At 42.2% G+C, this 15,995-nt stretch carries 13 protein-coding genes and 2 pseudogenes; all 15 read right to left on the bottom strand.

From position 1 onward, the window contains the following. Positions 1-29 precede the first annotated feature (29 nt). Positions 30-980 carry a MotE family protein gene (locus ACWPWY_RS04470; RefSeq protein WP_191798376.1) on the bottom strand — a complete coding sequence of 317 codons (951 nt, stop codon included), beginning with the start codon at positions 978-980 and terminating at the stop codon, positions 30-32. Positions 981-1,019: 39 nt separating this feature from the next. Further along, a complete protein-coding gene (gene fliJ, locus ACWPWY_RS04465) occupies positions 1,020-1,463 on the bottom strand; it encodes a flagellar export protein FliJ (protein WP_191798374.1) in 444 nt (147 codons plus the stop codon). An 11-nt stretch (positions 1,464-1,474) separates the two neighbouring features. Then, entirely contained in the window at positions 1,475-2,794 is a 1,320-nt protein-coding gene (gene fliI, locus ACWPWY_RS04460) for a flagellar protein export ATPase FliI (RefSeq protein WP_454190573.1), read from the bottom strand. Further along, positions 2,781-3,638, bottom strand: coding sequence for a FliH/SctL family protein (locus ACWPWY_RS04455; RefSeq protein WP_454190572.1), 858 nt, complete (start codon positions 3,636-3,638; stop codon positions 2,781-2,783). Before ACWPWY_RS04455 ends, fliI begins: the two co-directional genes overlap by 14 nt. Further along, the gene (fliG, locus tag ACWPWY_RS04450; RefSeq protein ID WP_454190571.1) at positions 3,631-4,647 is read right to left on the bottom strand and encodes a flagellar motor switch protein FliG; all 1,017 of its coding nucleotides are present in this window, start codon (positions 4,645-4,647) and stop codon (positions 3,631-3,633) included. The genes ACWPWY_RS04455 and fliG overlap by 8 nt, the downstream gene beginning before the upstream one ends. 11 nt (positions 4,648-4,658) lie before the next feature. Next, entirely contained in the window at positions 4,659-6,236 is a 1,578-nt protein-coding gene (gene fliF / locus ACWPWY_RS04445; protein ID WP_454190570.1) for a flagellar basal-body MS-ring/collar protein FliF, read from the bottom strand. A gap of 39 nt (positions 6,237-6,275) precedes the next feature. Then, the gene (gene fliE, locus ACWPWY_RS04440) at positions 6,276-6,581 is read right to left on the bottom strand and encodes a flagellar hook-basal body complex protein FliE (protein WP_454190569.1); all 306 of its coding nucleotides are present in this window, start codon (positions 6,579-6,581) and stop codon (positions 6,276-6,278) included. A gap of 41 nt (positions 6,582-6,622) precedes the next feature. Further along, positions 6,623-7,070, bottom strand: a pseudogene (gene flgC / locus ACWPWY_RS04435) (flagellar basal body rod protein FlgC). Beyond that, a pseudogene (flgB, locus tag ACWPWY_RS04430) lies at positions 7,070-7,479 on the bottom strand (flagellar basal body rod protein FlgB). The pseudogenes flgC and flgB overlap by 1 nt, the downstream one beginning before the upstream one ends. Before the next feature lie 497 nt (positions 7,480-7,976). Next, complete coding sequence (gene hslU, locus ACWPWY_RS04425) at positions 7,977-9,374, bottom strand: ATP-dependent protease ATPase subunit HslU (RefSeq protein WP_454190568.1); 1,398 nt, start codon at positions 9,372-9,374, stop codon at positions 7,977-7,979. Between the two features lie 84 nt (positions 9,375-9,458). Then, the gene (hslV, locus tag ACWPWY_RS04420) at positions 9,459-10,001 is read right to left on the bottom strand and encodes an ATP-dependent protease subunit HslV (RefSeq protein WP_454192792.1); all 543 of its coding nucleotides are present in this window, start codon (positions 9,999-10,001) and stop codon (positions 9,459-9,461) included. Between the two features lie 81 nt (positions 10,002-10,082). Next, complete coding sequence (trmFO, locus tag ACWPWY_RS04415; protein ID WP_454192791.1) at positions 10,083-11,417, bottom strand: FADH(2)-oxidizing methylenetetrahydrofolate--tRNA-(uracil(54)-C(5))-methyltransferase TrmFO; 1,335 nt, start codon at positions 11,415-11,417, stop codon at positions 10,083-10,085. A 96-nt stretch (positions 11,418-11,513) separates the two neighbouring features. Continuing rightward, complete coding sequence (topA, locus tag ACWPWY_RS04410; protein WP_454190567.1) at positions 11,514-13,616, bottom strand: type I DNA topoisomerase; 2,103 nt, start codon at positions 13,614-13,616, stop codon at positions 11,514-11,516. A 75-nt stretch (positions 13,617-13,691) separates the two neighbouring features. Continuing rightward, positions 13,692-14,819 (bottom strand): DNA-processing protein DprA, encoded by a 1,128-nt coding sequence (gene dprA / locus ACWPWY_RS04405; protein WP_454190566.1) that lies wholly within the window; start codon positions 14,817-14,819, stop codon positions 13,692-13,694. A gap of 194 nt (positions 14,820-15,013) precedes the next feature. Then, entirely contained in the window at positions 15,014-15,943 is a 930-nt protein-coding gene (gene sucD, locus ACWPWY_RS04400) for a succinate--CoA ligase subunit alpha (RefSeq protein WP_191798352.1), read from the bottom strand. Positions 15,944-15,995 lie beyond the last annotated feature (52 nt).

Genomic DNA, 15,995 nt, shown 5'->3' with positions numbered 1-15,995 from the left:
ACCTCCTCTCACTTCATAAAAAATATCACCTAATTCTTACTCCCCATCAAACGATTTAATATTTTTGCAGAGACAGCAGCATCAGCAGAAGACATTTGATCTAGTAATTTTGATCTTGTTGCATCATCTACTGTTTTTAAAATCGTGATGGCTTGATCTGGACTTAGTTTATATGTCTCAAGAATTAAGTTTGCACCATTGTCTGCTGACATCGACGAAAAGGTTTGAGTCAGCTCATTTTTATCCAAGTTTCGGCTGTTAGATGTAGTCGTTGATGTGGCTTGTTTGTCGTTCATTTTGGATTGTAACGCTGCAATGGCCCGACTTTCAGAAGTCGTTGTATTTTTTAGTGCCGCGGTAACTTCAGCAGCTGCTTGAGGCGTCATTTTTTCAAGAATGCTACGTTGTGCGTCTGATTTCATCTCCGCAAGAAGCTGAACCTGCTCTTCAAGCGTCATACTTTGAATAATAGGAGCTGCCTTACTCGGCTTCATTTGGCCGTACATTTTTGCGAGTTCTTTCACTTGCTTTTCGTAAGGGTCTAAGGTTTCTGTTTCATCTGACGCTGTAGCATTATCACTAGAACTCGTTGTTACCTGTAACTCTTTTATTTCATCTTCTAATTTCTGTACATTGCTATCCTGTTCAGCTTTTTCCTGTTGCACCTGCTCTAGCTCCGTTTTCGCATCAGCAAGCTGTGTCTTTAATTTATCGATGACTGCCTTATTGCTTTCAATTTGTTTCTCGGCTTGCCTTTCTTTTTGGGTCTCTGGATCTAATGCTTCCTCTGGTATCCATTCTTTCACTATCGGAATTTTACTCGCAATATCGATTGCATTTTTTCTGAAATCAACATTCAGAACGACAAGCAGTACAACAACCAGTACGAGACAAAAGACGACAGGGATTGCAATAATCATAAATTTCTCCCAAGCCCCTCCGGACTCTCGCTCCAGTTCCTCTCGATCCTTGTCTACCAAACATCATTCCTCCTTCGGTGCATCACGCCCGCACATTCTTTAACGTGCTCTTACAGCAAAGCGCACCGTTGCCATTTCATCCAGTTCATTTTGTTCTCTAAGGAGCATCTCCTGTTGATAATGCATTTTTTCTTTTTCTCGCGCCTGGTTCCATACTTTTTCATCCAGCATTTTATCGTTCAAAAAAGCTTGGTTTTGTTTTACGTTCACTTCGGCATGAGCCACATCATTATTTTTGCGGGTGATGCATTCATCTAGATAGTGAACGTAACGATTCATCTCTTGTAAACTAGAAGCCGAAGCGCTTTGCAGTGAGAAAGAAGAAATGCCTTCCATGAGATTTTCTCGATCTCTCACAAGTTCCAGCAAATGATTTTCCTCGGCTTGCAGTTTACCAATAGCAGAAGAAAGAAGCCACTCCGCCTGTGTTTTCTCCTTCGACTTGAGATCCACAACTTTTTGAAAATGATAAGTAAACCCCATAATGTACTAAGTCATCTCCTTGCAAACTCGGTAATTAGTCTTTGTCTTACTTCATCCAATACTACTTTTTCATCTACCTTCTGCTGAGTAAACCGCCATATATCCTGTATTCGGTCAATCGACTCATCGATCTCTATATTCGAACCTTTTTGATAAGCACCGATATTAATTAGATCCTCCGAGTTTTTATAGACCGACATGAGACGTTTAATATTTTCAGCTGCATCAATCTGTTCCGCAGGAGCAATATCTTTCATCACCCGGCTTATGCTCGCGAGCACATCTATAGCTGGAAAATGTCCTTTATTCGCAATCCCCCGGTTCAGCACAATATGTCCATCGAGAATACCACGGACAGCATCAGCAATCGGCTCATTCATGTCGTCCCCATCCACAAGGACCGTGTAAAAAGCAGTAATCGATCCTACAGGTCCCGTCCCCGCTCGCTCCAATAGTTTAGGTAAACTAGCAAATACGGAAGGAGTGTAACCTCTCATCGCAGGCGGCTCGCCGACCGCAAGACCCACTTCACGCTGGGCCATCGCATATCTTGTCACCGAATCCATCATCAGCATGACATTCATGCCGCGATCTCGGAAATACTCTGCAATGGTAGTTGCAATCAGTGCTCCTTTGATGCGTACTAGTGCGGGCTGATCCGATGTAGCTACGATAACTACGGAACGTTCGAGCCCTTCTGGCCCCAGATCACGTTCGATAAAATCTAATACTTCGCGTCCACGTTCCCCGATAAGAGCAATTACATTGACATCGGCTGATGTATTACGGGCAATCATCCCCATTAAGGTACTTTTACCAACCCCTGATCCAGCAAAGATCCCCACCCGCTGTCCTTTACCAATTGTGAGCAGTCCATCGATTGCGCGAACACCAATGCTAATAGGCTCAAGCACTCGGGGTCTATTCAATGGATTAATAGGTGCACTTGAAGTCGAATAGCGCTGCATTCGGGCCGGTATAAGTGAACCATCGAGAGGTTGTCCTAGTCCATCCAGCACTTTACCTAGAAGTTCAGATCCGACTTGAATATTCAACGGTTTTCCCGTTCCTACTACATCACAGCCAGGACCAATCGACTGGAGATCACCAAGTGGCATCAGAAGTACTTTATTATCTCGAAATCCGACCACTTCTGCTTTCAGCGGAACGGCTGAATTCGTCGGATAAATGTAACAAACATCTCCTATGCTTGCATCTGGGCCCTCCGATTCAACCATTAGCCCAATAACCTGAGTAACTTTCCCATTAATACGAACCGGGTCCAGTTGTTTCAGCTGATCCATGTACCGCTGTGAACTAAGAACCTTCATATGAATTCGTCCGCTCCTCACTATCCAGTGCTACCCGGATCAATTCTTTCTTAATTTCGGTGAGTTGTGTATCCACTCTGGCATCGACACTTCCGAAGGAAGAACGAATAACACATCCTTTATCGCGAACGGAAGCATCCGGCAATATTTTCAGTTCAGCTTGGGAGTCGATTGCGTAAGTCAATTCCTCTCTAGCAGCTTGGACAAATGAAAATTCCTTAGGAGATACACATAACGTGATAACGCCTTGTTCTCTTTTTCTTGCCAAATTCTTTCGAATCAGTTCAATCATAAGACTCGGGTCTGTTGAAAGCTGATGATCGATTACTTTCTCTGCAATTGCCGTGCTGAGTTCAACTAGAAAAGGTTCTGCTTCCTGTATAATCTGTTCTTTGGCTTCGTAAACTTCACTCAGCACCATCTGTGCTTCTGACATTTTTTCTTCCATATAAGTGTGAAGCTCTTCTTTTGCCTTGTCTGCACCCTCATGATAACCCTGCTGATATCCTTCTGAGCGAAGAGCATCCATCAGATGCTCATCTTGAAGTCTTTTTTCTTCCCACCATGCAGCAATTTGTTCCTTGGCTTCCTGAAGTAAACGCTCCGCTTCTTCTGCAGCCTCACGCACTTGCCGTTCTGCAAAGTCCTTCGCATTCCCGAGCATTTCGTGTTTCATTCGAATCGCTTCTTCATCAACCGTTGGCTTTTGTTCTTCTTCCGCTATTCTCACATTATGATCAGAACTCGCTTCAACACCTGATTTTTCACCATACTCATGAACCGATTTCACCTGCTTATGGGTATCAACGGGTACATACTCAAAGGATTTAATCAGATTAGACAACGATATCATCTCCTCCACCGCGAGCAATAATAATCTCACCAGCTTCTTCCAATCTTCTAATTGTTGCAACGATACGGGTTTGGGCTTCTTCTACATCACGTAATCGAACAGGTCCCATGAATTCCATTTCTTCTTTAAAGGTCTCCGCCATGCGTTTAGACATATTGTTAAAGATGGAATTCCGAACTTCCTCGCTCGCCACCTTGAGTGCAAGCTGTAGATCAGCATTATCAATATCTCGAACGATACGCTGAATCGACCGGTCATCGACATTAACGATATCCTCGAAGACAAACATCCGTTTCTTGATTTCTTCCGCCAGTTCAGGATCCTGTATTTCCAGAGAATCAAGTATCGTTCTCTCTGTTCCGCGGTCAACTCCATTTAGGATTTGAACGATCGATTCAATACCACCTGCATTCGTGTAATCATGCGTAACCGTGGAAGATAATTTCTGTTCAAGTACTCTTTCTACTTGGGCTATCACTTCTGGTGAAGTGCTATCCATTACCGCAACCCGCCTTGCAACATCCGCTTGCTTCTCTTGCGGAAGAGAGGAAAGAATGGCCGCCGCTTGTTCAAATTGCAAGTAAGATAAGACAAGCGCAATCGTCTGCGGGCTCTCATTTTGTATAAAGTTAAGAATCTGATTCGGATCCGCTTTCCGAGCAAAGTCGAATGGTCTGACCTGAAGGTTAGCGGTTAGCCTGTTAATCACTTCTAGTGCTTTTTGAGATCCGAGTGCTTTTTCTAAAATCTCCCGTGCGTAGTTAATACCGCCTTGTGTAATGTATTCTTGTGCCAAACAAATTTGGTGGAACTCTGACATAATGAGTTCTTTTTCTCCACCTTCGACTTTTCTTACATTGGCTATTTCTAAAGTTAGCTGCTCTATCTCTTCATCTCGTAGATGCTTGAAAATTTGGGCTGATACCTCAGGTCCTAATGTTATGAGTAGGATTGCTGCTTTTTGTCTTCCTGTTAATCCGTTTCCTGATGTCTTAACCAAGTCTCTCACCCCTATTCATCAGCAAGCCAAGTCCGAAGCAAATCAACAAATTCATCCGGTTTTTTCTTCGCGAGTGACTCCAGTTGTTTACGTACCTGACTTTCATTTGTGACCGTTTCTATATTAACAGAAGGAAATTCGGTTGGAATCTGAAGCGGAAGATCATCTTCCTCATATTCCTCTTCCTTCTTACGGCGATTTCGGTAAATCAAGTATCCTCCACCTGCTAGTAGTAATACAGCACCCGCTGCTAAGCCCCATATCATACCTGAAGACAACTGAATTCCTGTTTGGGTATTTGTGGCCGCTTGCGCTGGTTTGGAGAGTACAGAGACTTTCTTTTCTAGTTCATCGTCATTATATGTACTTCCTGAATTTGCAAGTGACGCTCTCACAATATTCACTAAAACTGTTTCTATTGCTTCTCTTGTTGGGTCATCTAAAATTTCTTGTCCTTGTGGTGGTTCAACTGCTACATTAATGGTTAAATCTTTTACAGTGTATGGACTTTGGATGATTTCCTTTGCGATTCGGTTAACCTCGTAATTGATTGTCGTGGAACTATCTTCTCCGCTTGAAGTCTCAGAACCCGCAGCTGGGTAATTTACAACATCCCCTTCTCCTGTTCCTGCTACACCGCCATCTTCTGCAGTACCGCCTGTGTAACTACTCTGAATATCTTGAACACTGATCTCAATCCCTTTCATGTTCTCTTCATCTACCGGAGTGACCAGATTTTGAGTTTCGTTCACTTTGTCAAAGTTCAGATTCGATGTCACAAGCACATTAATATCTGTGTTACCGATGATACCTGTTAAAAATTCTTTTACACTCTTTTGAACATCGCCCTCATATTTTTTCTGAAGCGCCATGTTCTCTTGTACTTCACCTAGTCCACTTCCTCCACCACGCTCGGTTGGTTGAAGTTCTTCATCCTGATTCGTAGATATTGTGATGTTTTCCAAGGGTAAATTTGGTACCGCAGTCTTCATTAAGTTAAAATATCCGTCCACTGCCTTCTGTGACATTTGATACCCTGGCTGAAGAGTCAGGACTGCGGAAGCGGAAGCTGTTTCTTGATCAGAGCCAGCAAACAAACTTTTTTCAGGAAGATTAACTAATACTTTTGCATCTTGTACTCCCTGCATAGTCCGGAGCATTTGTTCAATCTCGCCATTAAAAGCGTTAGCGTATTTGACTTCGAATTCTTTATCTGTCGAACCCATCATCGAACCGTTTTGTTCAAAGATATCGTAACCAATCGATCCGTTCTGAATTAATCCTTGTGATCCAACATCTACTTTCACTCTTGCCGCTTGTGTGCTGGGTACTGAAATGCTTGTCCCATCTTTATTTAACTCAAAAGGAATATTTCCACTTTCAAGATAGCTCATGACCCCAGCTGAATCCTCTGCACTAAGATCAGTAAACGCTACTTCATACTCCGTTTTAGAGAATTGAATCGTAAGCGCAACGATGGCAATGATGAGAAACACCACCGTAGAAATCAGTAATATCCTTTGTTTTTTGGTAAATTTGTTCCAATACTGAGATATCTTCTCTCTATACTGGGCGATTCTCTCGTTCACTCCGTCACCTCATCCGAACTTTTGCTAATCATACCTCTATTACATTTGAATCCGCATGATTTCCTGATAAGCTTCAACCACTTTATTTCGAATTTGATTGGTTAACTGCAAACTCAGCAGTGCTTGTTCCGAAGCAATCATGACTTGATCCACATTGACGTTCCCTTTAACAAATTCTGTTGACATGACATGAGATGTTTTCTCTTGGTCGGCCACTTGACTGACCGCATTTTCTAAATAGGATGAGAATTGTTTGATAGTGTCTGAGGGGGTTGATTTACTTTGTGTTCCGCTCGTTGAAGGAGATTGTAAAGCAGATGTTTGTAGCATCGTATTTTGTATCATCTTTGGTCCCTCCTAGAAAAATATGTAGTAACTAATAATCTCTATCTGCCGATTTCAAGTGCTTTCGACACCATTGCTTTTGAAGCATTTAGCGCGGTTACATTTGCTTCATAAGATCTTGAAGCACTAATTAAATCTACCATTTCTTTAGTTATATCAACATTGGGCATATATACGTACCCTTCGGCGTTTGCATCCGGATGTGTTGGGTTATATACCGACTTTAGTGGCGCTGTATCTTCCTGAATGGAGGTTGCGATCACACCTTGCTGAACTCCCTTACCTTCCATTTGCGTCTGCGATATTTTTAAAACTTGATTTGCTAGTTTCTAGTACAACCATTTTTCGTTTATAAGGTACTGCTTCACTGTTCTCCATCTTCGCTCTCGTTGTTTCTGCATTTGCGATGTTTGACGAAATCACATCCATCCGAAGACGCTGAGCGGTTAATGCAGAAGAACTAATGTCAAAGCTATTACTAATATTCATCAGCTACTCCCTCCCGTTGCAATACGCATCATCTTAATTTGTTCTGTGACCTGCTGAATGTAGGCATTGTAACGAAGTTGATTCTCTGCCAAAAGGGTCATTTCCTTATCCACATCGACATTGTTTTCGTTATTATTCATTATCGTATTATGATCTGTCGAAATTCGCGCAACAGGGGTTTTGCTACTAAGACCTATAGGAATATGTTTCTCATTTGTCGTTTTCCCACTTAATGTACTTACATTCCCTTTCATTTCATCTTGCAAAAACTCTTCGAATTTGACTTCAGACCGTTTGAAATAAGGGGTGTCACTATTGGCTATATTGTTAGCAATCGCACGCTGTCTGATGTTTGCGGATCAATTCCCGCTTGAAGTGTCTTAAAGCTACTATCATTTAACAAATTAATAACACTCACCTCCCTTATTTAATTCCTAAAATGACTTCTATATAAAATAAGACCTTAGCCGACTCATTTTCGACAAATATGGCATTCATTATTTCTTTTCATAGGTCTTTAGTAGAATTACGAAGTTATTTGTCATATAACATAAGTTTCTTTCACTTGGGCATTTATTACAATAAGAAAAAAGCCCTATCTTTTATCAATAATGAGGACTTTTTGAGTATAAACCATAATAAAACTTCATTCTAATGAAAAAAGAGTCCTATAAAATATAGGTTTTTTCAACCTAATTTCTCATTTCTAAGATACTCAAAGTCAAGTATACAAAGTCGAAATGGAGATATTGAACCAGTCTATATAATAGTTAAACGCATTTATTGTCATTTAAACGTTTTATTTTCAGTTAACTATTTATTTCACACCACATATTTTGCATTAAAACGAAAATTAACACATAAAAAAAGCCCTCTAAAGGACTTATCCTTTAAAGAGCTTCTATTTTATAAAATGTATTGACTAAGATCACGATCTTTCGCAATCTCACCTAATTTCTCTTTTACATATTCTGGCGTGATGAGCATCTTATCGAGTGTAAGTTCTGGTGCTTCAAAAGAAAGGTCCTCCAATAGTTTTTCTAAAATGGTATGGAGTCTTCTCGCACCGATATTCTCTGTGCTTTGATTTACAGCTTCTGCGATATTAGCGATCTCGCGAATCGCTTCTGGTGAAAATTCAATTTCAATATCTTCTGTCAGAAGAAGATCTGTATACTGTTTGGTCAGTGCATTTTTAGGTTCTGTCAAAATAGAAACAAAATCATCCAACGTCAAACTATTCAGTTCCACGCGGATTGGGAAACGTCCCTGGAGCTCTGGGATCAGATCTGACGGTTTAGACACATGAAATGCACCCGCAGCAATAAACAAAATATAATCCGTCTTCACAGGGCCGTATTTGGTCATTACGGTCGATCCTTCCACTATAGGGAGAATATCCCTTTGAACACCCTCACGAGAGACGTCAGGGCCTGAACCGCGTCCCTGGCTGGCTACTTTATCTATCTCATCAATAAAGATGATACCCGATTGCTCAGCGCGTCTGATGGACTCTTGCGTCACATCGTCCATATCAATCAGTTTGCTGGCTTCTTCTTGAATGAGAACTTTCCGTGCCTCTTTTATACTAAGCTTGCGTTTTTTCGTGCGTTTTGGCAGGAAGTTGCCAAACATCTCCTGCATATTCATTCCCATTTGGTCATTTCCTTGACCAGCGAACATGTCAAACATGTTCGGGGCTGCATCTTCAACGTCAATTTCAATTACCTCATTCTCAAGCTGACCGGATAGCAGTTCAAATTTCACTTTGCGTCTGCGCTCAGAAATGCTCGCTTCTTGTGCAGGATCTGCTTCCTCCGTCTGTTGATTATGATTGCCAAAAATCATCTCGAACGGATTCTTCTGATTTTTAGATTTATTTGCGGAAGGAACAAGGATCTGTACAATGCGTTCATTCGCATTTTCTTCGGCTTTGTCCTTGACCTTTTCTGTTTTTTCAAGCTTGACTATACGAATCGCTGTCTCAATTAAATCTCGAACCATGGACTCCACGTCACGACCAACATAACCCACTTCGGTAAATTTTGTCGCCTCTACTTTTACAAATGGAGCACCTACCAGTTTAGCTAACCGTCTAGCAATTTCCGTTTTACCTACACCGGTAGGTCCGATCATAAGTATGTTTTTGGGTACAATTTCATCTTGAGCATGCTCAGGAAGTCTACTGCGGCGGTATCTATTCCGTAGGGCTACAGCAACCGATTTTTTGGCCTGCTTTTGTCCCACGATATATTTGTCCAATTCACTCACGATTTGTCTAGGGGTTAAAGCTTCGTTTAACATCTTCTTCCCTCCCAGTTAATTTATCTTATCTTAAAATAGTTTGAATCCATTTCACAACTCAATAAAACATGAAATGGATTCAGTTTACAATTCTTCCACGATAATATTATTGTTTGTATAGACACAGATTTCAGAAGCCACAAGTAGTGCTTCACGAGCCATATCCTTGGCTTCCAGGTGTGTTGCTGTTCGTTTCATTGCTCTAGCGGCAGACAAAGCATAATTCCCACCAGAACCAATCGCAAGCAGATCGTCATCAGGCTCAATAATTTCTCCACCGCCTGAAATCAGCAGCATGCCGGTTTTGTCCATTACAATCATCAGCGCTTCTAATTTCCGAAGCACACGATCTTGGCGCCAATCTTTAGCGAGTTCCACTGCTGCACGCTGAAGATTCCCATGATGTTCCTCAAGCTTACCTTCAAATTTCTCAAATAGTGTAATTGCATCGGCAACGGAACCTGCAAAACCAGCCACAACTTGACCTCGGTATAACCTGCGAACTTTCTTCGCTGTATTTTTCATTACTACGGATTCTCCCATTGTTACCTGCCCATCCCCAGCAATCGCTGCCTTGCCGTTATGACGTACAGCACAAATCGTCGTCGCATGAAATGTCGTTTGCATCATGAAACCTCCTCTTCCATTCGTTTAAAAAAAGCCCGGCATGTCAGAAAAAGACTTGCCGGGCATCGTGCTAGCCTATCCTTACTTCTCCGCGGATAGTCCTTTTTCTTCTTTGAAATGTTGAATGCTTTCTAAAGCACGATTCGCAAGTGCCTCATTCTTTTCTTTCTTGTTGCGTATCTTACGTTCAAGACTCGGAAGCAATCCAAAGTTTGCATTCATCGGTTGGAAATGTTTGAAATCAGCAGTGGTAATATAGTGTGCCATACTTCCTAGTGTACTCTCTTTTGGAAGCACAAACAAATCTTGACCTAGTGCAAGATTTGCAGCATTCATACCAGCAATAAGCCCGGAAGCCGCAGACTCTACATAACCTTCAACCCCTGTCATTTGTCCAGCGAAGAACAAATTAGGACGAGATTTGAATTGATAAGTTGGTTCAAGCAATTTTGGAGAATTAATAAATGTGTTACGGTGCATCACACCATAACGGACAAATTCAGCATTCTCAAGACCAGGAATCATCTGGAATACCCGTTTTTGTTCTCCCCATTTCAGATGTGTCTGGAACCCTACTAGATTATATAAAGTACCCGCTGCATTATCCTGACGCAGTTGAACAACCGCATAAGGAAGTTCACCGGTGTGAGGATTCACGAGTCCTACGGGTTTCATAGGACCAAACAATGCCGTTTGTTTACCACGCTTCATCATCACTTCAATCGGCATGCAGCCTTCAAAGTAGATTTCTTTTTCGAATTCTTTCAATTCAGCCACTTCCGCTGAAACGAGCGCATCATAAAAGCGATTGAATTCTTCTTCATTCATGGGGCAATTGAGATAAGCAGCTTCGCCTTTATCATATCTTGAAGCCAAATATACTTTGCTCATATCAATGGAGTCTTTTTCAACGATCGGTGCAGCTGCATCGTAGAAGTAAAAATACTCCTCGCCCATAAGCTCTTTAATCTGAGCAGATAGAGCCGGAGATGTTAAAGGTCCTGTCGCAATAACGACGATTCCTTCTGTAGGAATTTCTTGGATCTCCTCGTTCACCACTTCTACTAGAGGATGTTCATGAAGCATACGTGTAATTTCACCGGAAAAACCATCTCGATCCACAGCCAGAGCGCCGCCCGCAGGTACCGCATTACGGTCAGCGGAGCCGATTACGAGCGAATCCATCATTCTCATTTCTTCTTTTAATACACCTACCGCGTTCGTAAGTCCATTAGCCCGCAGCGAATTACTGCATACAAGTTCAGCAAATTGATTGGTATGGTGTGCAGGCGTTTTAACAACAGGGCGCATCTCATACAGCTTAACAGGCACACCTCTTTGTGCGATTTGCCATGCCGCTTCACTTCCTGCGAGACCTGCTCCAATAACGGTTACTTGCTCTACTCTATCACTCATCATATATCCTCCCTGCTGCTGACAGCATCTCTTCATTTTTTCCACCTGCTGACAGCAGTCCGGTCTATCCGGTTTCACTATATCATTGTTAGTATTTTATATTTCAACAGACTCATCATCTGGTTCTTCCATGATTTCAGTATGATCGCATACCGTACATTTCAGCTTCGTTCCTTGCTTGTTCCGTTTCTCTACCATGAGAGATGAGCAACTCGGGCAAGGTTTAGTAGACGGCTTATCCCAAGATACGAAATCACATTCTGGATAACGGTCACATCCAAAGAATATACGACCTTTTTTACTTCTGCGTTCAACAACATGTCCTTCCTTACAGGTTGGACAAACAATGCCTGTGTCTTTAATGATTGGTTTCGTGTTACGACAATCAGGAAAACCAGAGCAAGCTAAAAATTTACCGAAACGACCAAGTTTATATACAAGCGGCTTCCCGCATTTTTCGCAAATTTCATCGGAAACCTCATCCTCGATCTCGATTTCCTTCATTTCTTCTTCCGCTACTTCAAGACGTTTCTCAAAGGAACCGTAAAACTGTGCAAGTACTTTCACCCAATCCTCTGAACCTTCTTCCACATGGTCAAGATCTTCTTCCATATGTGCGGTAAACTCTACATCGAGGATCTCCGGGAAGAAGGTTTCCATTTGTTCAATGACGAGTTCACCAAGTTCTGTAGGCATAAACTTCTTCTCTTCAATCGCTACGTAACCCCGTTTTTGAATGGTTTCCAGGGTAGGAGCATACGTACTTGGACGTCCTATACCAAGTTCTTCAAGCGTTTTAACTAGACGAGCCTCTGTATAGCGCGGTGGTGGCTGAGTAAAATGCTGTTTTGGTTCAATATCTTGTTTAACTAGTGCATCTCCACTTTTAAGCGGAGGCAAAAGCTTATCTTCTTCCGTAGTACCATCATCATTTCCTTCTACATACACTTTCATGAATCCAGGGAAACGCACTTTTGATCCTGTAGCACGGAACGTTGCATCCCCAGCAGTAATATCTACAGATAAAGTATCAAGAATAGCAGAAGACATTTGACTCGCTACGAAACGTTCCCAAATGAGTTTATACAAACGGAATTGATCTCTGCTTGTATATGCTTTCACGGAATCTGGATCTCTTAGAATCGAGGTAGGACGAATCGCTTCGTGCGCCTCTTGTGCGTTGGCTGCTTTTTTAGAGTACTGACGGAATGTTTCCGGTACGAAAGTTTCTCCATATTTTTGAGAAATGAAATCTTTCGCTTCTTCCTGAGCCGATGTCGCAATACGAGTGGAGTCGGTACGCATATAGGTGATTAAACCTACTGTTCCTTCTTTACCAAGATCTACACCCTCATATAACTGCTGTGCGACAGACATCGTTTTGGCAGCACGAAAATTAAGTTTACGAGCCGCTTCCTGCTGTAATGAACTTGTTGTAAAAGGAGCCGACGGATTACGTGTCCGTTCCTTCTCTTTTACTTCTTTAACCGTAAAATCTTCATTCTCAATTTGCCCCAGTATCGAATTCACTTGTTCTTCGTTTGTGAGTTCCATTTTGGTTCCGTTCCACTTATGGAACTTCGCTTCCATTGGGCTACCATCTGCACTTAGTTTGGCAGTAATGCTCCAGTATTCTTCCGGAATAAAATCATCAATTTCGTTCTCACGGTCAAGAATAATCTTAACGGCAACGGATTGTACACGCCCAGCAGACAATCCTTTTTTCACTTTTTTCCAAAGTAAAGGACTGATCTTGTAACCTACCAGTCGATCAAGAATACGTCTTGCTTGTTGTGCATTCACGAGGTCCATATTTATTTTACGCGGTGTTTTAAAAGCATCTTTTACCGCTTGTTTTGTAATTTCATTAAAAACAACCCGGCAGCTTTCTGTCTGATCAAGATCAAGTGCATGAGCCAAATGCCAGGCAATCGCTTCCCCCTCACGGTCGGGGTCAGCCGCCAGATAAACTTTTTTCACTTTTTTCGAAGCATCCTTTAGTTCTTTCAGTACAGAACCTTTTCCGCGGATGGTAATATATTTAGGGTTAAAATCATTTTCCACTTCTACGCCAATCTGACTTTTTGGCAAATCGCGAATATGCCCCATCGAAGCCTTAACGATATACTTACTTCCGAGATATTTCCCTATCGTTTTCGCTTTCGAAGGAGATTCCACGATGACGAGTGAATCCGCCATAGGTTCATCCTCCTCTCAAAATATAGCCTGCATGCCCCTATGACGAAATCACACGTAAAATCACGTCAAAGGGATCTATATTAACTTATATATAGCTCCAGGTAATTGTATAATCTGCTTTTTTATGATTAAAGATAACAGAACTGAATGCAAATGTCCAAAATCAAGATGAAGCCTGTCCACAAAATCATCTAGTGTCATAGGGCCCGCTTCTAGTAAATCAACTACTTTTCTTTCTTCTTTCGAAAGCTCTGGGATCAGTTCCTGGAGTGATGATGATCCCATCTCAGGATAAACTCCGGCTTTTTCTTGCTTGTCTTCTCTAGCTAAATTCATTAGATGCTTGTACTCATCCGTAATATCTTCTACCTTAGTTACTAGCGCAGCCCCTTGTTTAATCAAATTAAGTGTCCCCTGACTTTTAGGAGATGTGATGGGGCCGGGAACTGCAAATACATCGCGTCCTGCTTCTAATGCAGCATCAGCCGTAATTAAAGATCCGCTGCGTAAATCAGCTTCCACCACAAGTGTGCCTAAACTCAGCCCCGCAATAATCCTGTTTCTCTCAGGAAAAAGACCAGGTCTTGGTTTTTGGTGCATTGGATATTCGGATACTAACAATCCGCTAGAAGCAATCCGGCTCGCTAAAGCATGGTTTTCGGCGGGATAAATATGTGACAGCCCTGCACCAAGGACAGCAATTGTTAAACCATCTGCGCGAATAGCAGCTTCGTGACATACACTATCTATTCCGCGTGCAAGACCGCTGACAATCGTATACCCTGCCTTGCATAGCTGTGAAGCAAACACCTCGCCTACTTTTTTTCCGTAACCTGTAGGAACTCGGGTTCCAACCATCGCTATCGACGGCTTATGAAGCAAACTAGCATTCCCTTTTATGTATAGAACCCAAGGAGGGTCCGCCGTTTCCTTCAATAATATAGGATAGTCTTTATCGTAATAGGTTACAATTTCGATACGTTCCTTATGAAGCAGCTCAAGTTTCTCATAAATAAATGATTCATGGAAGCATTCTTTCATCACAGCAGCTCTTGCTGCCGAGAGTCCGGACTGAATCCAGTCCTGAGTTTCGTATTTTAGCATGTCCGTTAATAAATTTCCACTCGTCATCCATCTTCTAATGGTTTTACGACCAATCCCCTCCATCTCTTGAAGTCCAAATAAAATATGTCTCTCTTCCATACTCTCCACCCTTTCCTTAACTAACAAAAGAAACCCATAATAAAATACAAAAAGCAACCCTTCTGTCGATGTATTCGACAAAAAGGTTGCTTACCTTTTAGGCTGGAATCAGATTCGGGTTTGCCCCTATTATTATAGAAGAAAAAAATTTTAACAAGTCTTCAAAACAAGGCTTGATAGACTGTTACATCATATTAATGAGTCGTACAAAGGTTAAGAATGCCGCGATCTTCCAGTACACTTACGAGTGTAGAGCCCATCTCAGATGGAGTTGGAGATACACGAATGCCGCAAGATTCGAGTTTTGCAATCTTCTCTTTCGCTGTACCTTTACCACCGGAGATAATAGCGCCCGCATGACCCATACGTTTTCCTGGAGGTGCTGTAACCCCGCCGATGAAACCGACGACAGGTTTTGTCATATTATCGCGAATCCATTCTGCTGCTTCTTCCTCAGCAGTACCCCCAATTTCACCAATCATAATCACTGCGTGTGTATCAGGGTCATCATTAAAACGAGATAAAATATCAATAAATTCGGATCCTTTAACAGGGTCTCCGCCAATTCCTACGGCAGATGATTGGCCGATACCACGTGTTGTAAGCTGATGAACCGCTTCGTACGTCAGCGTACCGCTGCGGGATACAACTCCTACATGACCTGGCATATGAATGTAGCCCGGCATAATACCGATCTTACATTCGCCTGGAGTAATCACGCCTGGGCAGTTCGGACCGATCAGAACCGTATCCTTGCCTTCCATATAACGTTTTACTTTGATCATGTCGAGTACCGGGATTCCTTCGGTAATACAGATCACAAGATCAAGTTCAGCATCTACAGCTTCCATAATAGAATCTGCAGCAAAAGCAGGCGGTACATAAATAACACTTGCTGTTGCGCCTGTTGCTTCTTTGGCTTCATTTACGGTGTTATACACGGGAAGCTTAACTACACTGCCATTTTCGAGTTCAATGTCGACAGTCGTGCCGCCTTTACCCGGGGTCACTCCGCCTACCATTTGCGTGCCATAGTCCAGCGCACCTTTCGCATGAAACTTCGCAGTCGCACCCGTGATACCTTGTGTAATCACTTTTGTATCTTTATTTACCAAAATACTCACGATTGTTCACATCCCCTACGGTTATTTTCAAGTGTTCGGGTATCCCCGAAAA

The sequence above is a fragment of the Paenibacillus sp. Marseille-Q7038 genome, assembly GCF_965111595.1.
This window is presented reverse-complemented; position numbering and strand designations above follow the sequence as displayed.

Coding starts and splice junctions, on each gene's coding strand:
- trmFO (WP_454192791.1), bottom strand. CDS start 11,417: ATGAGTGATAGAGTAGAGCAAGTAACCGTTATTGGAGCAGGTCTCGCA.
- hslV (WP_454192792.1), bottom strand. CDS start 10,001: ATGCAAACGACATTTCATGCGACGACGATTTGTGCTGTACGTCATAAC.
- fliI (WP_454190573.1), bottom strand. CDS start 2,794: ATGAAGGTTCTTAGTTCACAGCGGTACATGGATCAGCTGAAACAACTG.
- dprA (WP_454190566.1), bottom strand. CDS start 14,819: ATGGAAGAGAGACATATTTTATTTGGACTTCAAGAGATGGAGGGGATT.
- topA (WP_454190567.1), bottom strand. CDS start 13,616: ATGGCGGATTCACTCGTCATCGTGGAATCTCCTTCGAAAGCGAAAACG.
- fliJ (WP_191798374.1), bottom strand. CDS start 1,463: ATGGGGTTTACTTATCATTTTCAAAAAGTTGTGGATCTCAAGTCGAAG.
- fliE (WP_454190569.1), bottom strand. CDS start 6,581: ATGATACAAAATACGATGCTACAAACATCTGCTTTACAATCTCCTTCA.
- hslU (WP_454190568.1), bottom strand. CDS start 9,374: ATGTTAAACGAAGCTTTAACCCCTAGACAAATCGTGAGTGAATTGGAC.